Raw genomic sequence first — 24,224 nt, 5'->3', positions numbered from 1 at the left:
GCGTGCCGGTCGCCTACGGCCGCAAATTCGAAAATCACTCAATCGGGGCGCCCTGCCCTCAAGGCCTCGGGAGGGGCGCCAATGCCCGGCCGTGAAGGCCGGGCATGAAAGGTCGTGTTACTCGGCCGCTTCCGACGTCGGCGCCGGTCCCACCTTGGAATTGTGCAGGTCGACGTTGAGGCCGAGCGAGCGCATTTCCTTGACCAGCACGTTGAACGATTCCGGAATACCGGCCTCGAACGTGTCGTCGCCGCGCACAATCGCCTCGTACACCTTGGTACGGCCGGCGACGTCGTCCGACTTCACCGTCAGCATCTCCTGGAGCGTGTACGCCGCGCCGTAAGCCTCGAGCGCCCACACCTCCATTTCGCCGAAGCGCTGGCCACCGAACTGCGCCTTGCCGCCCAGCGGCTGCTGGGTAACGAGCGAGTACGGACCGATCGAACGCGCGTGGATCTTGTCGTCGACCAGATGGTGCAGCTTGAGCATGTAGATGTAGCCCACCGTCACCTTGCGATCGAACGCATCGCCGGTGCGGCCGTCATAGACGGTCGACTGACCCGAAGCGTCGAGACCGGCAAGCTTGAGCATCTCCTCGATGTCGGCTTCCTTGGCGCCGTCGAACACCGGCGTCGCGATCGGCACGCCGCGGCTCAGATTGTGGCCGAGCTCGATCAGTTCGTTGTCGTTGAGCGACTTGATCGTCTCGTCCTCGCCGTAGACCTTCTTCAAGGTTTCCTTCAGCGGCTTGATGTCCTGCTTCGACAGGTAAGCATCGACCGTCTGGCCGATACGCTTGCCGAGACCGGCGCAGGCCCAGCCGAGATGGGTCTCGAGGATCTGTCCGACGTTCATGCGCGAGGGCACGCCGAGCGGATTGAGCACGATGTCGGCATGCGTGCCGTCTTCGAGGAACGGCATGTCCTCGATCGGCACGATCTTCGACACCACGCCCTTGTTGCCGTGGCGGCCGGCCATCTTGTCGCCGGGCTGGATCTTGCGCTTCACCGCGACGAAGACCTTGACCATCTTCATCACGCCGGGCGGCAATTCGTCACCGCGCTGAAGCTTCTCGACCTTGTCGAGGAAGCGCTGCTCGAGCCCCTTCTTCGACTCGTCGTACTGCTTCCGCATGGCCTCGATCTCGGCCATCAGCTTGTCGTTCGGCGAAGCGAACAGCCACCACTGCGACTTCGGGTACTCCTCGAGCACCGCACGGGTGATCTTGGTGTCCTTCTTGAAGCCCTTCGGACCGGCAATGCCCTGCCGCCCTTCGAGCAGCTCGGCAAGACGGTTGTAGACGTTGCGGTCCAGGATCGCCTGCTCGTCGTCGCGGTCCTTGGCCAGACGCTCGATCTCTTCCCGTTCGATCGCCAACGCACGCTCGTCCTTGTCGACGCCGTGCCGGTTGAACACGCGCACTTCCACGATCGTGCCCTGCACGCCCGGAGGAACGCGCAGCGAGGTGTCGCGAACGTCGGAAGCCTTTTCGCCGAAGATGGCGCGCAGGAGCTTCTCTTCCGGCGTCATCGGGCTTTCGCCCTTCGGCGTGATCTTGCCGACCAGGATGTCGCCGGCGCGCACTTCCGCGCCGATGTAGACGATACCGGCTTCGTCGAGGTTCTTCAGCGCTTCTTCCGAGACGTTCGGAATGTCGCGGGTGATTTCCTCAGGTCCGAGCTTGGTGTCGCGGGCCATCACCTCGAATTCTTCAATATGAATTGAGGTGAACACGTCTTCCTTCACGATCCGCTCGGAGAGCAGGATCGAGTCTTCGAAGTTGTAGCCATTCCACGGCATGAACGCGACGAGCACGTTGCGGCCGAGCGCGAGCTCACCGAGGTCGGTCGACGGACCGTCCGCGATGATGTCGCCCTTCTTGACGATGTCGCCGACCTTCACCAGCGGACGCTGGTTGATGCAGGTCGACTGGTTGGAACGCTGGTACTTCATCAGCCGGTAGATATCGACGCCCGACTTGGTCGGGTCGAGATCTTCCGTGGCGCGGATGACGACGCGGGTCGCGTCGATCTGGTCGATCACGCCCGAACGGCGTGCCGCGATCGCGGCCCCCGAGTCGCGCGCAACGACGCCTTCCATGCCGGTGCCGACGAACGGAGCCTCGGCGCGAACCAGCGGCACCGCCTGGCGCTGCATGTTCGAGCCCATCAGCGCGCGGTTGGCGTCGTCGTTCTCGAGGAACGGGATCAGCGCCGCGGCGACCGAAACGAGCTGCTTCGGCGACACGTCCATGTAGTCGACCTTGTCGGGCGTCATCGGCACGACGTCGCGGGTCCCGCTCGAGCGGCAGACGACCAGATCCTCGGTGAAACGGCCCTTGGCGTCGATCGGCACGTTGGCCTGCGCGACCGAGTAGCGGCCCTCCTCCATCGCCGAGAGGTAAACGACCTCGTCGGTGACGCGGCCGTCCTTCACCTTGCGATAAGGCGTCTCGACGAAGCCGTACTTGTTCACGCGCGCGAAGGTGGCGAGCGAGTTGATCAGGCCGATGTTCGGGCCTTCCGGCGTCTCGATCGGGCAGATGCGGCCGTAATGCGTCGGATGCACGTCGCGCACCTCGAAGCCGGCACGCTCACGGGTCAGACCGCCCGGTCCAAGCGCCGAAAGACGGCGCTTGTGGGTGATCTCCGACAGCGGGTTGGTCTGGTCCATGAACTGCGAGAGCTGCGAGGAGCCGAAGAACTCGCGCACGGCGGCAGCCGCCGGCTTGGCGTTGATCAGGTCCTGCGGCATGACCGTGTCGATGTCGACCGAGGACATGCGCTCCTTGATGGCGCGCTCCATGCGGAGCAAGCCGATGCGGTACTGGTTCTCCATGAGCTCGCCGACCGAGCGCACACGGCGGTTGCCGAGATGGTCGATGTCGTCGATCTCGCCCTTGCCGTCGCGCAGATCCACCAGCGTCTTGATGACGGAGAGGATGTCTTCCTTGCGCAGCGTGCGCTGGGTGTCGGGCGCATCGAGGTCGAGGCGCATGTTCATCTTGACGCGGCCGACCGCGGAGAGGTCGTAACGTTCGGCGTCGAAGAACAGCGACTGGAACATCGCCTGCGCCGAATCCAGCGTCGGCGGCTCGCCCGGACGCATCACGCGGTAGATGTCGAACAGCGCGTCCTCACGCGTCATGTTCTTGTCGGCCGAGAGCGTGTTGCGGATGTAGGCGCCGACATTGACGTGGTCGATGTCGAGCAGCGGCAATTCCTTGTAGCCGTGCTCGTTGAGGGCCTTCATGGACTTGTCGGTGATCTCTTCACCGGCTTCGGCGTGGATCTCGCCGGTCTTGGGATTGACGAGGTCCTCGGCCAGATAGTTGCCGACGAGCTCCTCATCCGACAGGCGCAGCGCCTTCAGGCCCTTCTCCTGCATCTGACGCGCACCGCGCACGGTGAGCTTCTTGCCGGCCTCGAGCACGACCTTGCCGGTATCGGCGTCGATCAGATCGTTGATGGTCGAGTAGCCGCGGAAACGGTTGGCGTCGAACGGAACGCGCCAGCCTTCCTTGGTCCGCTTGTAGAGAATCTTCTTGTAGAACGTCGACAGGATCGCCTCGCCGTCGAGGCCGAGCGCGAACATCAGCGACGTCACCGGAATCTTGCGGCGACGATCGATACGCGCATAGACGATGTCCTTGGCGTCGAACTCGATGTCGAGCCAGGAACCGCGATACGGGATCACGCGGGCAGCGAACAGCAGCTTGCCCGAAGAATGGGTCTTGCCCTTGTCATGGTCGAAGAACACGCCGGGCGAACGGTGCATCTGCGAGACGATGACGCGCTCGGTGCCGTTGACGATGAAGGTGCCGTTCATCGTCATGAGCGGGATATCGCCCATGTAGACGTCCTGCTCCTTGATGTCCTTCACCGACTTCGCGCCGGTTTCCTCGTCGATATCGAACACGATGAGGCGCAGCGTCACCTTGAGGGGAGCCGCGAAGGTCATGCCGCGCTGGCGGCACTCGTCGACGTCGTATTTCGGCTGCTCGAACTCGTAACGGACGAATTCCAGCATCGAGGTGCCCGAGAAGTCGGAGATCGGGAACACGGAACGGAACACGGCCTGCAGGCCCTCGTCGAGACGCCCCCCCACGGGTTCATCGACCATCAGGAACTGGTCATAGGACGCCTTCTGAACCTCGATGAGGTTCGGCATCTCGGCGACTTCCTTGATGTGTCCGAAGAACTTGCGAACGCGTTTGCGACCGGTGAATGTCTGCTGCGCCATGGTGGCCTCTCATTTCGTCGCCCGCTCGGGGCGCGTCGTCCAGGACGCGGCTGCCACCGCTCCCCGGGTTGAATTTTTCGAACCCGTTTTGGGGACCAAAAATCCAGATTCAGGCCGTCATGTCCTGAATCTGTTCTTCAGACCTTCAAAACGCAAAACGACGCGCGGGGCGCATAGGCACGCCCGCCCGTCACAACGATCGTCTTCACGGACTGAAAAAGCCCGAAATAGCTTGCTCTCCCAACGGCTTACAGGGAAATCCCGGATCCCTGCCCACCGCGCTTTCGTGCTGCCGAACCGATATGGGGCGACAATAGTGGAGATTCGAGGGGGTAACCCTCAAATCCCCACACTTTTTCGTGTTCAGCCTGCGTCGGGACGTTCCGTCGCACGCCTTTTGCATCCGGCCCACCCTTTCGAGATGGACCAAGACCCCGGCTTCGCTGATGCTCGCCGGGATCTTTCGCCAGTAAGCTTTGCTTACTTGAGCTCGACCTTCGCGCCAGCCTTCTCGAGCTGGACCTTGATCTTCTCGGCTTCGTCCTTGTTCACGCCTTCCTTGACAGGCTTCGGCGCGCCCTCGACGAGGTCCTTTGCTTCCTTCAGGCCCAGGCCGGTGATGGCGCGGACTTCCTTGATGACTTCGATCTTCTTGTCGCCGGCGGCGGCCAGGACGACCGTGAACTCGGTCTTCTCTTCCGCCGGAGCGGCGGCAGCAGCGGCGGGACCGGCAACGGCCACTGCCGCAGCGGCGGACACGCCCCACTTTTCTTCGAGGAGCTTCGCGAGTTCGGCAGCTTCGAGCACGGTGAGGCTCGAGAGGTCGTCAACGATCTTCTGCAAGTCAGCCATTGTTCAGTTTCCTTGAATGTAAGTCTGGTTCGGGTTTGAGTTTTGCGAAGGGCGTCAGGCCGCTTCGCCCTTTGAGGCATGAGCCTGGATGACGCGCGCGAGCTTGCCCGCGGGCGCATTGGCGAGCTGAGCGAGCTTGGTCGCCGGGGCCACAAGCAGGCCGACGATCTTTGCACGCAGTTCGTCAAGCGACGGCAGCGAGGCAAGAGCCTTCACGCCATCGACATTCAGGACGGTCGTTCCCATCGAGCCGCCAATGATGACGAACTTCTCGTTCGTCTTGGCGAATTCGACGGCGACCTTTGGCGCCGCTACCGGATCGTTCGAAGTGGCGATCACGGTCGGTCCCTTCAGCATGGGACCGATGGCAACGACGTCAGTGCCTTCAAGAGCAATTTTGGCGAGACGGTTCTTCGAGACCTTCACCGAGGCGCCAGCCTGCTTCATCTGCATGCGCAGCTTCTGCATCTGGGCAACGGTCAGGCCGGAATATTGGGCAACGACCGCGACGCTCGTGGTCTTGAAGACCCCATTGAGCTGTTCGACCGCTTCCTTTTTTGCCGCTCGTTCCACAGCAAGCTCTTTCCGGTTGGCGGTCATCGCGAGAAGCGGGACCGCCGGGTTGCACCCATCGTCCCACCCAAAACCTGACCTCGGGGCAAAACCCTTCGGACACGCGCCGGGCGAGACGACAATTCAAAGCCTGCCCTCCGGGAGCCCGCTAGAGCCCACGGCGTGTCGAGGTCCGAACCAAACCCATTCCGCCACCACCTTCAGGTAGGAGGCAAAGTGAAATCCGGTCTTCACCCGTCTATGCAGGCCATACGATTAAGCCGTTGAGAAATCGAAATTTCTCGCGGGCGCCTGCAGTCTTGGACAGGACAAGGTCAGCCGGCGAACCGCCCGACCTCTGCCCGCATTCCACCAACCGACGGGTTTTCCTTCCTTTTCCGGCAAATCCTCGCGGACGTCCTGAAAAGGAATGATCTCCTGTCTTGTCGGGTTTTCGGAATGCGTGCACGAACGCGCCAGCCAAGGCCGGTACGTCCGGAAGCGGCTCTTTAACCGCTCTCGGCCCGCTTGCCAAGAGCAAAATTCACACCAGTTCCAATCCGTTGGCGGCGGGGCTTGACCCGCACCGATAAGGGCCAATTCAGGCCGATTTGACCGCGTAGGGTAGCGGCTTGCCCGCGAAGAACGCGGTCAGGTTCGCGAGCACGCAGTTCTGCATGGCGACGTGCGATTCGAGGGTGTGGCCGCCGATATGGGGGGCGAACACCACGTTGGGGAGCGCGGTCAGCGCGTCCGGGGCGTGCGGTTCCTGCTCGAACACGTCGAGACCGGCGCCAGCGATGGTCTTCTCGGTCAGGGCCGCGACCAGGGCCTTCTCGTCGATGACAGAGCCGCGGGAGATGTTGACGACATAGCCATCCGCCCCGAGTCGCCTCAGGATATCGGCATTGACGGCGTGCTGGGTGTCGGCCCCTGCCCGGACCGCTATCATCAGCACGCTGCACCAGTCGGCCAGCGCCTCCAGCGTCGGGAAATATTGATAGAGCAGATCGTACTTGCTGCGGCTGAAATAGCCGACCTCGCTCTCGAAGGCCGCGCAGCGCGCGGCAATCTTGCGGCCGATCTCGCCCATGCCGTAGACGCCGATGCGGCGGCCGGGCATGCCCGCCTGGGGCCGCATCATCGGCGATTGCTTCGAGGCCGCCCAATCGCCGCTGCGGACATATTGGTCGGCGACCAGGATCCGCCGCGTCGTCGCCAGCATCAGCGTCATCGCGATGTCGGCGACAGAGGCCGCATTGGCGCCGGGACTGTGCCCAACCGCGATATTGCGTGCGGCGGCCGCCTTCAGGTCTACACCGTCATAACCGGTGCCGTAGCAGATGATGGCGCCGAGCTTCGGAAACAGGTCCATCGCTTCGGCGCCGAGCGGCGAGCCGCCGGCGGTGAGCAACGCGCGAATGCCGCCAAGGTCTTCCGCCGGAAACACCTCCGGCGCCGGTTTGCCACCGGTGTCGAGCAGGTCGAACCGCTCGGCGAAACGCGCCATCATCGTCTTGGGAAAGCGCGAGTAGATCAGGACCTTGTCAGCCATTGTTCTTGTTTCCGGTGAGCGCCGTCGAAAATGGAAAGGGGCGGAATCGGTCGCCCGATTCCGCCCCTCGCCTCATGCAATTCTCGAACCTTAGCCCAGAATGGTGCCCGGCTCGACCTTCACGCCCGGGCCCATCGTCGAGGACACCGCAACGCGCTGGATGTAGGTGCCCTTGGAGCCGGCGGGCTTGGCCTTGGAGACCGCGTCCGCGAGCGCCTTGATGTTCTCGACCAGCTTCTCCTCGGAGAACGAGGCCTTGCCGACGCCGGCCTGCAGGATGCCGGCCTTCTCGACGCGGAACTCGACCGAGCCGCCCTTGGCACCCTTGACGGCGTTGGTGACGTCCATGGTCACGGTACCGATCTTCGGGTTCGGCATCAGGCCGCGCGGGCCGAGCACCTTACCGAGACGGCCGACCAGCGGCATCATGTCGGGGGTGGCGATGCAGCGGTCGAACTCGATCGTGCCGTTCTGCACCTTCTCGACCAGGTCCTCGGCACCGACGACGTCGGCACCCGCAGCCTTGGCCTCATCGGCCTTGGCGCCGCGGGCGAACACGCCGACGCGGAGCGTACGGCCGGTGCCGTTCGGCAGGGTCACGACACCGCGGACCATCTGGTCGGCGTGACGCGGATCGACGCCGAGATTGATCGCGACCTCGATGGTCTCGTCGAACTTCGCTTTCGCGCGTTCCTTGACCATCTTGATGGCGTCCGCGAGCGGGTAAAGCTTTTCGCGGTCAACACCTTCGCGGGCTTTGTTCAAACGCTTTCCGATTGCCATAGCCGCTTACCCCGCCACTTCCAGACCCATCGAACGGGCAGAGCCCTCGACCATCTTCATGGCCGATTCGATCGAGTCGCAATTCAGATCCTTCATCTTCTTCTCGGCGATCTCACGCACCTGCGCTTTGGTCACCGCGCCAGCCTTGTCGCGGCCCGGAGCTTTCGAACCGGACTGGATCTTGGCGGCCTGCTTGAGGAAGAAGGACATCGGGGGCGTCTTCATCTCGAACGTGAACGAACGATCGGCGTAGATCGTGATCACGACGGGAATCGGGGTGTTCTTCTCTTCCTTCTGGGTCTGGGCGTTGAACGCCTTGCAGAACTCCATGATGTTGAGACCGCGCTGACCAAGCGCGGGACCGATCGGGGGCGAGGGATTCGCCGCACCGGCCGGGACCTGAAGCTTCAGGTATCCGGTCACTTTCTTTGCCATGTATCACTCCTGTTGTGCCGGCAGGCCGGCGGTTTCAGGTTCGTGGTCTGGGTCGGATGCGGCTGGCAACCGCCCTCTCCCTCCCACGGCCTCTTCATTGCGCGAGACAGAAGCCTCACGCCTCAAACGATCAGACCTTCTCGACCTGACCGAATTCCAGCTCGACCGGCGTGGCGCGGCCGAAGATCGACACCGCGACCTTCACGCGCGAACGCGCCTCGTCGATTTCCTCGACCACTCCCGAGAACGAAGCGAACGGGCCATCGGCCACGCGCACGTTCTCGCCGATCTCGAACGACACCGACGCCTTCGGCCGCTCCACGCCCTCCTGCACCTGGTGCAGGATGCGCATGGCTTCCGATTCGGAAATCGGCATCGGCTTGTTTTCGGCGCCGAGGAAGCCCGTGACCTTCGGCGTGTTCTTGATCAGATGAAACGCCTCGTCGGTCAGCTTCATCTTCACCAGCACGTAGCCCGGGAAGAACTTGCGCTCGGCGTCGATCTTACGGCCGCGGCGCACTTCGGTGACCTTCTCGGTCGGAACCAGCACCAGCTCGAACAGCTCCTCGAGCCCGCGCTGCTTGGCCTGCTCGCGGATCGATTCGGCGACCTTCTTCTCGAAGTTCGAATAGGCGTGGACGATGTACCAGCGCTTGTCGGACGATTGGGTTGCAGCGGCTGTAGCCATCAGTGAATGCCCAAAAGGAAGGTGATGAGGACGCGGATGATCTGGTCGGCGGCGAAGAAGAAGATCGAGGCCACCGCGACCATGACGAACACCATGATGGTGGTGATCGTGGTCTCACGACGGGTCGGCCAGGTGACCTTGGCGGTCTCCGAGCGCACTTCCTGCAAGAACTTGAACGGGCTGACTGCCATCGTTTGATGTCCAACGTCCGTCGCCGGGCGCGAATGAATTTCAGGGATCCGAACAGCCGCCGTTGGCCCAGCCCTCTGTCTCGAAGGATGAGCCGGAAACCGGGCTCGATTGTTCGGGGATTTCAAAGCCGCGCCGGAGATCCGCGTCTAACGGGCCGGCTGCGAGTGCGGCGTAGATACTGCGGATGGGGCCAAAGGTCAAGGTGCGGGCGGGCCGGAATGCCCGTGGCCACCTGCCGCGGACCTGATCCCGATCAAGGGCTTACCCCGTCCCTGTCATCCATGGTCCGAGCCTTCGGCCCGGCGCCGTCCTGCCTGTCGATCCTGATTGTTGGATTAGCTGGCAGGAGTGGCAGGGCTCGAACCTGCGACCCCCGGTTTTGGAGACCGGTGCTCTACCAATTGAGCTACACTCCTACGGACCCTGCGTCGCCTTAGGATCAGGGCCGCTTTCAAGCACAGGGGGCGGCCGGATTGCAAGGGTGAAGCGCGCTGGCTTCGCTTGTTTGTGCCGCGCCTACTGGGCCACACTTCGTCCCTGATAATTAATGTGCCCCCGGGAGTGAACATGACCGCCACAGCCGCCCCTCGCGCCGCGATAGCGCCGAAAACCCCGCCTTTGCCTGAGACCAAGCCCGAGACGCTGGGCCTGTCACGCCCTCGTCTCCAGGCGATGTCGGATGCCTTCAAGCGCGAGATCGACAAGGGAACCGTCCCCGGCGTGACCGTGCTGGTGTCCCGGCGCGGCCAGGTCGGCTGGTTCGAGGCGCTCGGCAAGCAGAGCCCCACCGGGTCCGCGCCGATGGCGCTTGATTCGATCTTCCGCATCTTCTCGATGACCAAGCCGATCGTGTCGGTCGGCATCATGGCGCTGCTTGAGGACGGCCACCTGCTGCTCGGCGATCCCGTTGCAAAATTCATCCCGGAGTTCGCAGGCCAGAAGGTCGGTGTCGTCAGCGGCGGCAAGCTGGAGCTGCTTCCGCCGAAGCGGCCGATGACGGTGCAGGACCTGCTCCGCCACACCTCCGGCCTCACCTACGAGCACCAGGGCGACGGCCCCGTGCACAAGATCTACCAGGACTCGCGGGTGCGCAGCCGCAAGATCACCAATGCCGAGCACGCCGCGTTGGTGGCGAGCTTCCCGCTGGTCTGCCATCCCGGTGACGAGTTTAACTACAGCCGCTCCACCGATATCCTCGGCCGCATCATCGAGGTGGTCAGCGGCAAGTCGCTTGGCGCCTTCCTCACCGAGCGCATCCTCGCGCCCTTGCAGATGACCGAGACCGGATTCTCGACAAGTGAAGCCAACGCCAGCCGGCTCGCCGAGCCGTTCGCGGCCGATCCCTGGACCGGCGACAAGGTCGCGCTGTTCAGCGCACTGGAGCAGCCGATCATGGAGTCCGGCGGCGGTGGTCTGGTCTCAACCACAATGGACTATGCCCGCTTTGCGTTGATGCTGCGCAATGGCGGCATACTCGACGGCAACAGGATCATCGGCCGCAAGACGCTGGAGCTGATGGCGTCGGACCACCTCGGGCCGCACGTCGTGACAAATGGCACGCTGCTGTCGCCCGGCCATGGCTTTGGTCTCGGCTTCGCCGTGCGCCGCGACGCCGGCATCGCGCCCTTCCCCGGCAGCGTCGGCCAGTATTTCTGGAGCGGCATTGCGGGGACGTTCTTTTGGATCGATCCGAAGGAAGACCTGTTCACGGTGTTCATGAGCCAGGGCCCTGGCCAGCGTGACTTCACGCGGACCTTGGTGCGAAATCTGGTTTACGCGGCGGTTGAGTAGCCTTTTCAGGCACGCGCCAACACGGCAGGCTCCGCAACAGACGGCGCGGAGCCAACCTGGCCTTGTGCCATGGAGACGACGATTTGCGCCGCCTCGCGCAGCGAGGTGGCAAACAGATCGGCCTTCGCCGTCTCACGCAGCTCGTCGATGTTTGCGACGTCCTCCGCCCAGCATCCAACCATGATGGACGCATGCGGCAGCTTGCGGCGAAGCCGGCGCACCGCGTAGCGCAGATGCGCCGGGCTCGTGATGCCGACATAGCCCAGACAGACCAAGGCCACGCCTGACGTCTCGAGACGGAAGATGTTGGCGGTGGACAAGACCTCCGGTCCTTCGACACGGCTGCCGACGCCATGCGCGCGGCACAGCTGCGCGAGCATGATGGCACCGGCCTCGTCGAGCATGGTACGGCCGCCAATGCAGAGCACGGCATTTTCGCCGCGAAATGGCTCCGCAAGTTTGACTGCATCGAGCACGGGGATGTCCGGTTGGTCACTGGCCGGGGCGACGGTTTCGACGGCATCGACTGCCTCAGCATCCTCGGTGCGCTCACTCCCGACGGGACGGCCGTCATCCAGGTCGGAGAGATCGTCGACAAACTCAACCACGGTATCGCGGATGCGTACGAGCCGGATCTGGTCCAGGGCAGCGCGGTCGAGGTCCGATTGGGCCAGTTGCATGCCCTTGAGCGCGACTTCATCGTAATAGGCAGCGAGCGAGCGCTCCTTGAGAAACTGCTCGGCCTTCTCGGCGGCCTCGGTCGGATCTCCCGCCAGCATGCGCTGATAGAAAATCTCCGGAGGCGACAGTGCCGGGCGGTCGCCGAACATGACATCCAGGAAGGACAGCCGCTCGACGTGCCGGCCCAGCACGACCAGACACACAGTCAGCGGCGTTGCGAGCACGAGCCCGATCGGTCCCCACAGCGCTGTCCAGAACGTGGCCGAGACGACGACAGCCACGGGCGAAAGGCCGGTGGTGCGGCCGTACAACAGAGGTTCGACCACCTGCCCGACCAGCGGTTCGATGACGAAAAACAGCGCCGCGGTCCAGGCCAGCATCCACCAGCCGGGATCGACCGCCACGGCGAGCGCAAGCGGAAACGCCGCCGCTATGATGGAGCCGATATAGGGCACGAAGCGCAGCACGGCCGCGAGAATCCCCCACAGCGCCGCGCTGGGAATTCCGATCAGCCACAGGCCGGTGCCGATCATCACGCCGAAGCCGGTATTCAGCATGAGCTGGTTGAGGAAAAGCCGGCTGAGGCGCGCCGCGGCATCGTCGAGGGCCGCAGTGGTGCGTTGCAGATCGTGGGAGCCGGCCAGCCTGATCAAACGGTTTCGCAGATCCTCGCGCTGAATCAGGATGAAGATCACGAAGATGACGATGATTCCCGTCGTTGCCAGCGGCGATACCAGGGGCGCGATCAGCGAGCGCAGGCTCTCCAGCGCGCCGGGATCGGGCTGCAACACCTCAACCGGGACCGGCTTGACGCCGGGATGGGCCGGAGTGCCCGAGGTCAGCGGATTTGTGGGCGCGACAGACTTCGGCTTATCCAGTTCCTTGCCAAGATCCTGAAGCATCTCGGCCGCACGCTCGAGCGTGGAGCTGCCGCCTGCCACGCCGCGCACCGACTGGATCTTGGACAGGATCGTGGCCTGGTACTTCGGCAGATCGCCGGCCAGGCCATTGAGCTGAGCCGCGATCACGCTTCCCAGCGCGAAGATGATCACGAAGGCGAACAGCACGACGCCGACCACAGCCAGAGCTCGCGGGGCGTGAAGACGCTGCATCAGCCTGACTGGAGCTGCGAGGACGAAACTCAGCAGGATGGCGAGTGCGACGGGAACGAAGATTTCCCGTCCCAGATAGAGCGCCGCGACAATGATGATGGTCAGGATCGCCGCGCCCACCGTGACAACCATCGCGGCGACGTCGTCCGGAGATTGCGGCTTGATCACCGTGGGGATCATCTGTCTCGCTTCCGGCCCTCGCCTGCTGCGCCATTCAAAGATGAATGTGCAGCCTAACGAGCCGGAACCCGGTTGGTTCCTCGCCGCACCGGCTGGCCCAACCGCGTCCCCTGCGCGAACGCCTCAGCTGATCGTCGCGCCGCCGTCGATCACCATGGTCTGGCCGGTCATGAAGTCGCCGGCCTTCGAGCCGAGGAACACGGCGGCGCCCGCGATCTCGTCGGGGATGCCGATGCGGAGCAGCGGCGAGCGCGAGGTCGAGGCCTTCAGGTTCTCCGGATTGTCCCACAGCGCCTTGGCAAAATCGGTCTTGATCAGGCCCGGGGCGATGCAGTTCACGCGGATGTTGTCCTTGCCGTATTCGCAGGCGAGGTTGCGCGCGAGCTGCATGTCGGCGGCCTTCGAGATCGCGTAGGCGCCGAGGATGGTCGAACCCTTGAGGCCGCCGATCGATGAGACGATGATGATCGAGCCATCCTTGCGCTCGATCATCTGCGGCACCACCATCGAGATCAGCCAGTTGTTGGCGACGATGTTGTTGTCGAGAATCTTCCTGAACTGATCGTCGGAGATGCCGGCGAGCGGACCGTAATACGGGTTCGACGCCGCGTTGCAGACCAGCACGTCGATCTTGCCGAAGGCGCGGTTGCTCTCGTCAATGAGGTTCTGCAGATTTTCCTTCGACGAGATGTTGGCGGCGATCGCGACCGCGGTGCCTTTGCCGAACTTGTCGTTGATCCCCTTTGCCACCTGGTCGCAGACATCGGCCTTGCGCGAAGAGATCACCACCTTGGCGCCGTGCTCGGCCATACGCTCGGCGATCGCAAGCCCGATGCCGCGCGTCGATCCCGTGATGACGGCAACTTTGCCCTTCATGTCGAACAAGGTCATGTTTCTCTCCCAGAGTATGATTTGAATTGGCTGAAGCTTACGCCGCGGTCGCACGAGCGGGCAACGGGCTCAGGCGAGCTTCTTGACTTCCGGACCCGCGAGTTGATGCATCGCCGCGTGTGCGTCATCCGCGATCCAGGGCTGCTGGTTCACCATCGGCAATCGCCACACCATGCGTTCGGGGCTTGCAAAATGATCGAGCCGCGTGATCGAGCAATTGTCGATGTCGAACGACAGCGCCTTCTCCAACTGCCCCTCGAGCGCAAGTCCGAGCGCAGCCTTGATGGTGCCGCCATGCGCAACCGCGATGATGTCCTGCCCAGCCGCCTCGGCGTTGATCCGCTCGATGGTGCGGCGCGTGCGGTTGTAGAGGTCCATGAAGCTTTCGCCGCCAGGGGCAGGCTCGTTGATGTCGGCGAACCAGCTCGACCCCACGGGACGGCTGGCGATGAACTGCGCGCGGTTCATGCCTTGCCAACGGCCGAGGTTCTGCTCGGCGAGATCGGCTTCCCATGGCATCGACGCAGGCTTCGGATACCCGGCCGCCCAGATAGCCTCCGCGGTCTGGTGCGTGCGCATCAGATTGCTCGAATACCAGACCGCCTTGCGTGGCAGCACCTTGGCAACAGCATTGAACACATAGGTGTCGCTGGTGTCGCAGGCGAGATCGCTCTGTCCGTAGATGTTGCCGCCGTCGTTGCGCACCGGCGCGTGACGGACCCACCACCACCGTGTCGTGACCACATTCGGCTTGTCTGCGGCTGCCATCGAAACCCTTCCATCCCGTGTGATGTCGCTGTACGTCAGTAGCGAACCTGTCTCAAGACACTTTACCGTTTAAAATCTTGTTTGAAATTCCGTTGCGCGGCAAGCGTCGCGTACGAGCCAAAGGGAGAAACGCATGGGCCGCCTGCAAGGCAAATCCGTCATCATCACCGGCGCCGGCAGCGGCATCGGCCGCGCGGCTGCGCTGCTGTTCACCAAAGAAGGCGCCAAGCTGATCGCGGTAGATCGTACCGAGGCGGTGAAGGAGACCGTCGACGAGGTGAAGAAGGCCGGCGGCGTCGCCGAAGCCATGATCGCGGATGCCGGTTCCGAGCAGGACGTCATCGCCGTCATCGACAAGGCGGTGAAGACGCACGGCCGGCTCGACGTGATCTGGGCCAATGCCGGCGTCTCCGGCGGGCTGGTGCCGCTCGGCGAGCAAACCGTGGAGCAGTGGCAGGAGGTCCTGCGCGTCAATCTGATCGGACCGTTCCTCGCGGTGAAGCACGCGATGCCGCACATGGTGAAGCAGCAGTCCGGCGCGATCGTGCTGACCGCGTCCGTTGCGGGCCTCAAGGCCGGCGCGAGCGGTCATCCCTATGCGGCGAGCAAGGCCGGCGTGATCAGCCTGGTGCAGACCACCGCCTATTCCCTCTCCGGCACCGGCGTGCGCATCAACGCGGTGTGCCCGGGCCTGATCGAGACCGGCATGACCAAGCCGGTGTTCGACCGCGCCAAGGAGCGCGGCACCACCGACAAGATCGGCCAGCTCAACCCGCTGAAGCGCGCCGGCCAGCCGCACGAGCTCGCGGCAATGGGACTGTTTCTGGCGAGCGACGAGGCTTCGTATGTCAACGGCCAGGCGTTCCCGGTGGACGGCGGCCTGACGGCCTCGATGCCGTATACGGGCAAGCCGGTTTAACAAGCGCTCTCTGGTGTCCCGGACGCGGTGCGGCACAAAGTTACGCTCCGCAGAGCCGGGACCCAGCAGGCCGCACCACTCGCTGCAACATGGGCCCCGGCTCTGCAGCGCATCACACCGGACCGATGCTGCGCATCGCCGGGTGCGCTGCGCTGCGTCCGGGGCACAAGACTGCTTTTCATCGATGGACATAGCTGTTCATCCTCGCGGCGCATTTCGCCCGAGCTTTGCTTCGTCGCCTTGCCCTCAGGAAAAAGGGCGCAGGGAAGACCGGGTGCCGGCTGGCACCCGCGGTCCACTGTGCAAAGGTTGCGCTACAAGAGGCTGCACAGCGGCATACAGGTGAAGCCAAACATCCGGCCTTCCCTGCGCAGTGGTTTGACGGCTTATGTCGCGCTCTCCCCGGGGAGCGATGCACTATTGCCCCCGTCGCCTTGCGGCGGACGATGCGCATGTCCGGTTGGACAGCACGCACCACCGCAACGCTTGACGCCAGCCTGCGGGCGCCAGGACCACACGATTTTGCCGTACGCAGATCACACCGGTCGTGCGCGCGACGCCTTCGCTCACGGTTGCCCGCCCCGCGAAGCTTTTCGCGCCGATGTGATCCACGTCCACCGCCGCCCGGCCCGCGTTCGTGACGATCGCGATACGCCCCTCTTCCTTGGGCCGGAGTGAGGCGACACATACGCCGTTTCCGAATTTCTGTAAAGGCGAATATTTTTGTTCGCGCGGATTGACCGATGGCTTGGGTGTTTTGCCCGTCGGGCAACGCAAGATCTCGTAGCCCGGATTGCCCCGCGCTCGATTCGGGCTACGGCCTATTCCGGAGACATGGTTCCCGCCTGCTCCCGCAGCGATTTCGGCGTGATGTCGTAGGCGGCGCGAAAAGCCCGGTAGAAGCTCGAGACGTCGAGGAAGCCGCAGCGAAACGCAATGTCGGCGACTGGCAGATCGGCATAGATGGGATCTAGCAGATAGACGCGCGCCCGCCGCAGCCGCGCCGCCATCACGATCTGCGAAAAGCTCTCGCCGGCCTTCGCGAGCATGTGCTGAACGGTGCGGGACGGCATGCCGAGCCGCCGCGCCACGCGCTCGAGGCTGACCTCGGGATCCAGGGCCTGCTTGCTGATCGTCTGCCGGATGAAGGCGAGCCGGGCCCGGTAGACCGCGTCCTCGCCCTCCGGCCCCTGCACGCCGTCGGTTGCGCCGAGCCAGCGGCCCGTGAGCTTGATCAGGTGACGCGTTGCTTCTGCCGCGCCGCCCTCGTCCAGCCCCGACCCATTGGCGATCAGCAGCCGCGCATAGCCGGTCAGGAGCTGATAGTCGGCGCCGGTGCAATCGATCGGACGGCAGGCCAGGTCGACCGGGGACAGGCCCCACTCCCGGAAAATCGCGCTCGGCAATTTCAGGCTAATGCAATGGCCGTTGTTCAGAGCAATGGCTTTCGTGCTGGCGTCCAGCACGACCAGTCCCGCCTGCCCCGGTGCGATATCGATCTCGCGCCCGAGCTGGCGGCCGATATGAGTGGTCGCGCCGATGTTGAAGCTCAGATAGACATGGTCCTCGTCGTCGCGGTTGATGTGCTTCCTGGTCCGCTCGCCGACAAAGGACGAGCTGAACATCTCCCCCAGCGCGATGGTCTCGTTCATCAGGAATTTGTGCGTCCCGATGATGCGGGCGTCATCGTCGGCAAATCCCATGTCCATGCCGGTGACGATTTGCTCGAAGCACTCCGCCCACACGCGGGCCCGAACCGCGGGATCGGTAATGCCGTCGAGCACGGTCGTATCGAAAACCAGGCTCTGAAAGACTGACATCGCCCCGCCTCTTAAGTTGCAATCAAGAAAATAACACGGGAAGAAAACGACGCCTTCCGCAAAGACTTGCAATAGACGCAATGCGCTTGCGTGCCAAGCGGTAGAGGCCGCTCGGCAGGTCCCGTAAGGTGACCGCTGCAAATCGAAGCATTTCAGAGGCCTCGGCCTGGCGAGGCGAAAGATCGCGTCGCGATCGGCCGCCGGGATGGCGATGCCTCTTCGGCGGGCTGACGCGCGAGCAATATGATGTTGGACTGGGCGAGACTGCCATTGCAGCATTCAAAGGCGAATGCCAGGTCGCGCGCGCCGGGGCGCCCGCGGTCGGGACCGACGCGCAAGGCGCGCGTCGTCGCGGCCATTGCCCTGTCGGCGCTTTGTCTTCTGGTTGGCGGGCGCCACGCAGCGGCGCAATTCGTCTGCGGTCAGGCCGGGGGCGGCGACGGCGCCGGCGCGGATGCCAGCGGCGATGTCAACTTCGCATGCGGACAGAACGCCAGTGCTTTCGGTCCTTTCTCCACCAACACCGCAATCGGAAATGGCGCCAACGCGGCCGGCGGTTTTGCCCGCAATACGGCGACTGGCGCAGGCGCAAATGCCTCTGGCGGTTTCAGCGAGAACGTTGCGATAGGAAACAACTCGAATTCCAGCGGCATTGTCAGCAACAATGTCGCGATCGGCGTGAACGCCAACGCTAGCGGAGATTTCACTGGCAATACCGCGGTCGGTCCCAATTCGGTGGCAACTGGCGGAAGCTCCGCCGCATTCGGCGGCGGTGCCCAGGCGCTCGGCACGCTGAGCGCGGCCATCGGTTTCAACAATATCGCCAACGGCAACAATACGTCGGCCGTCGGCTCGATCAACGTCGTCACCGGCAACAACAGCGGCGCGTTCGGCACCGGGCAGATCGTCAACGGCAACGGCACGTTCGCCGTCGGCGATCCCAACACCGTCAACGGCAACGGCAGCTTCGTGGCGGGCGACAACAACACGGTGAACGGGCCGAACGTCGCGGGCAACGGCGACAACGTCCAGCTGGTCGGCTCAAACAACATCATCGCGGGCACGTCGAACGCGGCCGGCTCCTCCGTGTTCGGCAGCGGTAACGTCGTCAACGCCACCAACGCGATCGTCATGGGCAACAACAGCACGGTCTCGGGCGCCTCCGCCATCGCGATCGGCAACGGCGCGGCTGCGAATTTCGACAATTCGGTCGCGATCGGCAGCGGCGCTACCACCACACGCACCAACCAGGTCGCGGTCGGCACCGCCGGCAGCACCTACACGATGAGCGGAATCACCTCGGCCGCGAGCAGGGCCGCGCAGTCCGGACCGACCCAGCTCGTGACGTCGGACACGGCCGGCAACCTCGCGACGACGACGCTGGCGGGCCTCGGGCTCGCATCGACCGCGGACATCAACGGGATCAACGCCCAGCTGGCGACGCTGAGCAACCGCGTCGACAGCCTGACACGGGAGGCGCGCGGCGGCGTGGCGCTGGCGCTGGCGGCCTCCGGCCTGCAATTCGACCCGCGCCCCGGCAAGCTCTCGGTCTCAGGCGGATTCGGCAATTTCCAGGGACAGTCGGGCCTCGCGGTCGGTCTCGGCTATTCCTACTCGGACGCCATGCGTTTCAATGCCGCGTTCACCGCCGCGCAGCAGGGCGCCGTCGGCGTGCGGGCCGGCGCGTCATGGACGCTGAATTGAGGCAAGGCTGCGAATTGAGACAAGGCTGAGTTCTATATGTTGCTTTGCGGTTACAGCATCGTCACGATCCGGCGGCTAGTCTCGCATCCCTGTTGTCAGGTGGGGACATGATGATGCGCGTGCGGTTCGGCTCGCGTGTCAGGGGCAGACTCGAATGGTAAGGCGGGATTTGGCCGCGTGCATCGGCAAACGCCTTGGTTTCAAACGCCGTGGCTTCAAGCGACTTGGCTTCAAGCGCTTCGGCTTCGCTCTGGCCGTGGTCGCCGCCGTGTCGCTGTCCGCATCGCGCCAGACCCGGGCCGAGGACGACAAGGCCGCGGCCAGGCCGCCGCAACCGCAATTGCCCGTCAGCGCCGAGCAGGCGCTGTATCTGATCCGCTCGACGTTGCTGACGCTGAACGACGCCAACCGCACCGGAAACTATTCGGTGCTGCGCGATCTCGCGGCGCCCGAGTTTCAGGCCAAAAACACCGCGGCCGATCTCGCGCTGGGTTTCACCGACCTGCGCCGGCGCAACTTCGACCTGTTCTCGGTGGCGCTGGCCGCACCGCAGCTCTCGACGCCGCCTTATCTCGATCCCAACAAGATGCTGCGGCTGACGGGGTTCTTCCCCACCCGCCCGCTGCAGATCAATTTCGATCTGACGTTCCAGAATGTCGGCAACCAGTGGCGGCCGTTCGCCATTTCGGTCGCGACGCCGCAGGCGCCGGCGGAAACCGCTGTGGCACCCGCCCCCGCGCCGGCGAAAAAGAGCGCCGCCCAGAAGAATTGAGCGCATTCGAGCGTCGCGTGACCGGCCTTGCCTGAGCCCCCTGCCCGGCGGGTTTGCACCTCATGCCGTTCCGTTGGTATGGTTCGTGCACGCGGCAGAGCCGACCACCCCCTCCCATGACATGATGTTGAGAATGCCAGCCTCAAGACCCGACCGGATTCGCAAGCTGCTCGCCGACCTCGTCGGCTTCGACACCGTCAGCGACCGCACCAACCTGCCTTTAATCGCCCATATCGAAAGCTATCTCACCGCGCTCGGCGTCAAGAGCGAGCGCATCGTCGATGCGACCGGACAGAAGGCCTCGCTATGGGCCACGATCGGCCCCGAGGATCGCCCCGGCCTCGTCCTGTCAGGCCATACCGACGTCGTCCCGGTCGTGGGCCAGGACTGGAGCCATGATCCGTTCAAGCTGATCGAGCGCGACGGCAAGCTCTATGGCCGCGGCACCACCGACATGAAGGGCTTTGTCGCGGTGTGCCTCGCCATGGTGCCGGAGATGCTGGAGGCGAAGCTTTCAACGCCGATTCATCTCGCCATCTCCTATGACGAGGAGATCGGCTGCGTCGGCGTGCGGCCGATGCTGCGCGAGGTCGCGAAGAAACGGATAAAGCCGCTCGGCGCCTTCATCGGCGAGCCGACCGAGATGAAGGTCATCATCGGCCACAAGGGCAAACACGGCGTACGCGCGACATTCCATGGCCTCGCCCGCCACTCCTCGATCGCACCCGACGGCGTCAACGCGATCGAATACGCCGCCGAACTGATCGTCGAGATTCGCCGCCGCGCCGTGGCGCTCGCAGCTGTGCAATCAAACAACAGCCTCTACGACGTGCCGCACTCGACGTTGCTCACCAGCATCGTGCATGGCGGCGCCGCGCTGAACATCGTGCCCGACACCTGCACGGTGGATTTCGAATGCCGCGGCATCGGCATCACCGAGTCGCGCGAGGTGACGGACGCGATCGTGGCCTGGGCCAAGGCCGAGCTCGAGCCGGCGATGAAGGCGCGACATCCGGAGTGCGGCATCGATTTCGAGGAGATCCTCGACTACCCCGCACTCGACACCGACGCTGACGCTGCGATCGTCACGCTCGCCAAGAGCCTTGCGGGCCGCAACGACCACGCCAAGGTCGCCTTCGGCACCGAGGCGAGCCTGTTTGCCAGCATGGCCGATATTCCGTCGGTGGTGATCGGCCCGGGCTCGATCGCGCAGGCGCACACGCCGGATGAGTTCGTGGCGATGGCCGAGCTGGAGAAATGCGCAGGGTTTGTGGAGAGGCTGATCGCGCATTGTGCGGCATCGTAGCCGGCGCTGCCGTAGGGTGGGCAAAGCGAAGCGTGCCCACCACCTTTGCCACGATCGCGGAGAGATGGTGGGCACAGCGCTACGCGCTTTTGCCCACCCTACGAAATCTGCCATGCCCCGCGAAGCGCGGGGCGACGACGTGACTACGACTTGCCACCGTGAAGATGCAGAAACGAGGTGAGACCGCCGATGAAGGTCGAGTTCTCCGGCTCATAGTTCAACGCTCTGCGGTAGCACTCCTCGGCAAGAGTAAGCTCGCCCAGATCTTCGTAACAACAAGCAAGACCATACAACGCCGTTCCGTGCTCCCAGCCCGGATTCTGCGCTACGATCTCGGCGTAAAGGGTGGCGGCTTCCTTCAGGTGCCCCGCATTCATGGCACCGATTGCCCGTCGTTCTAGCTCCAGCAGTTCGAGAGCCGTGCGTGCCAAAATGTGTTCCTGGGTCGGAAACTTACATCGCAAAAACGGCGCGGCCACCAGCCGCGCCTTTGCAGTCCCTAAATCGCCCCCGCCTTCTGCGCGTAGTCCCACGACGCCTTCGACAGCGGCACGGTGCGCTTGGCTGATTCCAGCGCCTTGGCATTCGCAGCGGTGCCGTCGCGAACGCGGCCGGCGATTCCTTGCGTGATGCCGGCGAGGCGGAACAAATTGTAGGCGAAGTACCAGTTGAGATCCGGCACCGTCATCTTGGTGACGTTGCAATAGATCTGCGCGGCCTCTTCCACACTCGGGATGTTGAGCGCCTTGAGGTCGGCGCCCTCGAGGCCCGGCATGATCCACTGCATCAAGAGATAGGTGAAGTCGGCCATGGGATCGCCGAGCGTCGACAGCTCCCAGTCCAGCACGGCCAGCACGCGCGGTTCCGTCGGATGGAAAATCATGTTGTCGAGGCGATAGTCGCCGTGGACGATCGAGACGCGTGCCTGTTCCGGCACCGTCTTCGGCAGCCATTCGGCGACCTTCTCGAACTCCGGAATGTGCTGCGTCTCGGACGCGCGATACTGCTTGGTCCAGCGATCGATCTGGCGCGCGAAATAATTGCCGGGCTTGCCGAACTCGCCGAGGCCGATCGCGACGGGATCGTACATGTGCAGCTTCGCCAGCGTCTCGATCTTGCTGGTGAAGATCTTGCGGCGATCCTCCGGCGTCTGGCTCGGCAGCGTCGGATCCCAGAACACACGGCCCTCTTCCATCGACATGATGTAGAAGGCGGCGCCGATGACACCGTCGTCCTGGCACAGCGCATAGGCGCGCGCGACCGGGAAGCCCTGTTTTCCAAGAGCCGCGATGACGCGATATTCGCGATCGACCGCGTGCGCGGAGGGCAGCAGCTTGCCGAACGGCTTGCGGCGCATCACGTAGGAGCGCTTCGGCGTGTTCAGCCGGTAGGTCGGATTGGACTGGCCGCCCTTGAACTGGAGCACGACGAGCGGGCCCTCATAACCCTCGACGTTGTCGCGCATCCAGGCTTCCAGGCGCAGTTCGTCGAAGCGATGACGCTCCTCGACCGGCTTGGTGCCCGAGAATTCTTCGTCTTTCCTGACGCCGTCAGCCACGGTGACGCTCCCTCTTCAGTCCTGACCATTTCAGGTCGAGCATGATCCTAATCGGTAACCGCTGGCGCACTTGCGTCAAGCGGTCATTCCGAATGGGATCATGCCCTGCCGTTTCTTCAAGTCGGGAACGCCGTATGACTCTCCCGCTTAATGCTTGGGAGAGTTGGCATACTTCCGAACCTCGAGCCTGGCAATGGCGCGATTGTGCACCTCGTCCGGACCGTCGGCGAGCCGCAGCGTGCGGATGCCGGCGTAGTCCTTGGCAAGACCCGCTTCGTCCGAAACGCCCGCGCCACCAAAGGCCTGGATCGCCTCGTCGATGATCTTCAGCGCCATGTTGGGCGCTGCGACCTTGATCATGGCGATCTCGGCCTGCGCCGTCTTGTTGCCGACCTTGTCCATCATGTCGGCGGCCTTGAGGCAGAGCAGACGCGTCATCTCGATGTTGGTGCGGGCCTCGCCGATGCGCTGCTCCCACACACTGTGCTCGACGATCTTCTTGCCGAACGCGGTGCGCGACATCAGACGCTTCACCATCTTCTCCAGCGCTTCCTCGGCCTTGCCGATGGTGCGCATGCAGTGATGGATGCGGCCGGGACCGAGGCGGCCCTGCGCGATCTCGAAGCCGCGGCCCTCGCCGAGCAGGATGTTCTCCTTGGGCACGCGCACGTTCTCGAGCAGCACCTGGGCGTGGCCGTGCGGCGCGTCGTCGAAGCCGAACACCGGCAGCATCTTCTCGACCTTGATGCCGGGGGTGTCGAGCGGAACCAGGATCTGCGACTGCTGCTGGTGCTTGGCCGCCTTGAAATCGGTCTTGCCCATCAGGATCGCGATCTTGCAGCGCGGATCGCCGACGCCGGACGACCACCATTTGCGGCCGTTGATGACGTAATGGTCACCGTCGCGCACGATGCTGGTCTCGATGTTGGTCGCATCCGACGAGGCGACCGCGGGTTCCGTCATCAGGAACGCCGAGCGGATCTCGCCGTCCATCAGCGGACGCAGCCATTTGCGCTTCTGCTCCTTGGAGCCGTAGCGCATGAACACTTCCATGTTGCCGGTGTCGGGCGCCGAGCAGTTGAAAACTTCCGAGGCCCAGGAGATGTGGCCCATCTGCTCCGACAGCAGCGCGTATTCGAGATTGGTCAATCCCGCACCGCGGAATTCATCGTCCTCATGCTCGTTCGGCGGCATGAACATGTTCCAGAGACCTTCGGCCTTGGCCTTCTTCTTCAGGTCTTCCAGCACCGGAATGACCTTCCAGCGATCGCCGGCCTTGTCCTGCTCGTTATAGATCGGCACCGCAGGACGCACGTGCTTGGTCATGAAGGACTGCACGCGGTCGAGCCATTCCTTCTGCTTGGTGGACAGATCGAAATCCATGGGACGCTCCTCGGTCTCTCTTTGCAAAGCTGTTTTGACC

20 protein-coding genes and 1 tRNA gene are annotated in these 24,224 nt (G+C 63.8%); 5 read left to right on the top strand and 16 right to left on the bottom strand.

Translation table 11 applies throughout. The features are described 5' to 3' along the window. Positions 1-117: 117 nt before the first annotated feature. The 9 genes from rpoB to WHZ77_RS13345 all read right to left on the bottom strand — a co-directional run bounded on the left by rpoB (position 118) and on the right by WHZ77_RS13345 (position 9,715). Positions 118-4,242 (bottom strand): DNA-directed RNA polymerase subunit beta, encoded by a 4,125-nt coding sequence (rpoB, locus tag WHZ77_RS13385; protein WP_375314081.1) that lies wholly within the window; start codon positions 4,240-4,242, stop codon positions 118-120. 480 nt (positions 4,243-4,722) lie between these two features. Then, a complete protein-coding gene (rplL, locus tag WHZ77_RS13380; RefSeq protein ID WP_211386663.1) occupies positions 4,723-5,094 on the bottom strand; it encodes a 50S ribosomal protein L7/L12 in 372 nt (123 codons plus the stop codon). A gap of 54 nt (positions 5,095-5,148) precedes the next feature. After that, positions 5,149-5,667: a 50S ribosomal protein L10 gene (gene rplJ / locus WHZ77_RS13375; RefSeq protein WP_375314080.1), complete on the bottom strand. Its 519-nt coding sequence runs from the start codon at positions 5,665-5,667 to the stop codon at positions 5,149-5,151. Between the two features lie 580 nt (positions 5,668-6,247). Next, positions 6,248-7,201 carry a 2-hydroxyacid dehydrogenase gene (locus WHZ77_RS13370; protein ID WP_375314079.1) on the bottom strand — a complete coding sequence of 318 codons (954 nt, stop codon included), beginning with the start codon at positions 7,199-7,201 and terminating at the stop codon, positions 6,248-6,250. Between the two features lie 90 nt (positions 7,202-7,291). Continuing rightward, positions 7,292-7,984, bottom strand: a complete 693-nt coding sequence (gene rplA, locus WHZ77_RS13365; RefSeq protein WP_375314078.1) for a 50S ribosomal protein L1 — start codon at positions 7,982-7,984, stop codon at positions 7,292-7,294. A 6-nt stretch (positions 7,985-7,990) separates the two neighbouring features. Then, on the bottom strand, positions 7,991-8,419 hold the full coding sequence (rplK, locus tag WHZ77_RS13360; RefSeq protein WP_007602986.1) for a 50S ribosomal protein L11: 429 nt from the start codon (positions 8,417-8,419) through the stop codon (positions 7,991-7,993). A gap of 130 nt (positions 8,420-8,549) precedes the next feature. Next, positions 8,550-9,107 carry a transcription termination/antitermination protein NusG gene (gene nusG / locus WHZ77_RS13355; RefSeq protein ID WP_015685389.1) on the bottom strand — a complete coding sequence of 186 codons (558 nt, stop codon included), beginning with the start codon at positions 9,105-9,107 and terminating at the stop codon, positions 8,550-8,552. Then, on the bottom strand, positions 9,107-9,298 hold the full coding sequence (gene secE, locus WHZ77_RS13350; RefSeq protein WP_007602984.1) for a preprotein translocase subunit SecE: 192 nt from the start codon (positions 9,296-9,298) through the stop codon (positions 9,107-9,109). The genes nusG and secE overlap by 1 nt, the downstream gene beginning before the upstream one ends. A 341-nt stretch (positions 9,299-9,639) precedes the next feature. Continuing rightward, a tRNA-Trp gene (locus tag WHZ77_RS13345) sits at positions 9,640-9,715 on the bottom strand. 151 nt (positions 9,716-9,866) lie between these two features. Between WHZ77_RS13345 and WHZ77_RS13340 the strand changes: the two genes are divergently transcribed. Beyond that, a complete protein-coding gene (locus tag WHZ77_RS13340; RefSeq protein ID WP_375314077.1) occupies positions 9,867-11,090 on the top strand; it encodes a serine hydrolase domain-containing protein in 1,224 nt (407 codons plus the stop codon). Positions 11,091-11,095: 5 nt separating this feature from the next. Here WHZ77_RS13340 and WHZ77_RS13335 read toward each other — a convergent pair whose 3' ends face one another. The 3 genes from WHZ77_RS13335 to WHZ77_RS13325 form a co-directional block, all read right to left on the bottom strand. Continuing rightward, the gene (locus WHZ77_RS13335) at positions 11,096-13,063 is read right to left on the bottom strand and encodes an AI-2E family transporter (protein ID WP_375314076.1); all 1,968 of its coding nucleotides are present in this window, start codon (positions 13,061-13,063) and stop codon (positions 11,096-11,098) included. 123 nt (positions 13,064-13,186) lie between these two features. Further along, entirely contained in the window at positions 13,187-13,954 is a 768-nt protein-coding gene (locus tag WHZ77_RS13330) for an SDR family NAD(P)-dependent oxidoreductase (RefSeq protein ID WP_151649639.1), read from the bottom strand. 69 nt (positions 13,955-14,023) lie between these two features. Then, positions 14,024-14,722: a histidine phosphatase family protein gene (locus tag WHZ77_RS13325; RefSeq protein WP_375314075.1), complete on the bottom strand. Its 699-nt coding sequence runs from the start codon at positions 14,720-14,722 to the stop codon at positions 14,024-14,026. Positions 14,723-14,855: 133 nt separating this feature from the next. Between WHZ77_RS13325 and WHZ77_RS13320 the strand changes: the two genes are divergently transcribed. Beyond that, positions 14,856-15,641, top strand: a complete 786-nt coding sequence (locus tag WHZ77_RS13320) for an SDR family NAD(P)-dependent oxidoreductase (protein WP_375314074.1) — start codon at positions 14,856-14,858, stop codon at positions 15,639-15,641. 821 nt (positions 15,642-16,462) lie between these two features. Here WHZ77_RS13320 and WHZ77_RS13315 read toward each other — a convergent pair. Further along, positions 16,463-17,461, bottom strand: coding sequence for a helix-turn-helix transcriptional regulator (locus WHZ77_RS13315; protein WP_375314073.1), 999 nt, complete (start codon positions 17,459-17,461; stop codon positions 16,463-16,465). 270 nt (positions 17,462-17,731) lie between these two features. On the opposite strand from WHZ77_RS13315, the gene WHZ77_RS13310 reads away from it, so the two are divergent. From WHZ77_RS13310 to argE, 3 genes are all read left to right on the top strand, one after another. Beyond that, entirely contained in the window at positions 17,732-19,165 is a 1,434-nt protein-coding gene (locus WHZ77_RS13310; protein WP_375314072.1) for a YadA family autotransporter adhesin, read from the top strand. A gap of 154 nt (positions 19,166-19,319) precedes the next feature. Next, positions 19,320-19,937, top strand: a complete 618-nt coding sequence (locus WHZ77_RS13305) for a hypothetical protein (RefSeq protein WP_375314071.1) — start codon at positions 19,320-19,322, stop codon at positions 19,935-19,937. A 133-nt stretch (positions 19,938-20,070) separates the two neighbouring features. Continuing rightward, positions 20,071-21,243 (top strand): acetylornithine deacetylase, encoded by a 1,173-nt coding sequence (gene argE, locus WHZ77_RS13300; protein WP_375314070.1) that lies wholly within the window; start codon positions 20,071-20,073, stop codon positions 21,241-21,243. Positions 21,244-21,386: 143 nt separating this feature from the next. Here the strand turns inward: argE and WHZ77_RS13295 are convergent, their stop codons facing one another. The 3 genes from WHZ77_RS13295 to WHZ77_RS13285 form a co-directional block, all read right to left on the bottom strand. After that, positions 21,387-21,722, bottom strand: a complete 336-nt coding sequence (locus tag WHZ77_RS13295; protein ID WP_375314069.1) for a tetratricopeptide repeat protein — start codon at positions 21,720-21,722, stop codon at positions 21,387-21,389. Between the two features lie 20 nt (positions 21,723-21,742). Continuing rightward, complete coding sequence (locus tag WHZ77_RS13290; protein ID WP_375314068.1) at positions 21,743-22,801, bottom strand: phosphotransferase family protein; 1,059 nt, start codon at positions 22,799-22,801, stop codon at positions 21,743-21,745. Positions 22,802-22,948: 147 nt separating this feature from the next. Next, complete coding sequence (locus WHZ77_RS13285; protein WP_041748842.1) at positions 22,949-24,184, bottom strand: acyl-CoA dehydrogenase family protein; 1,236 nt, start codon at positions 24,182-24,184, stop codon at positions 22,949-22,951. Positions 24,185-24,224: the final 40 nt, after the last annotated feature.

The organism is Bradyrhizobium sp. A5 (assembly GCF_042076515.1).
Lineage (GTDB): Bacteria > Pseudomonadota > Alphaproteobacteria > Rhizobiales > Xanthobacteraceae > Bradyrhizobium > Bradyrhizobium cosmicum.
Note: the sequence above shows the minus strand (reverse complement) of the source record. Positions and strands in the feature narration are given on the sequence as shown.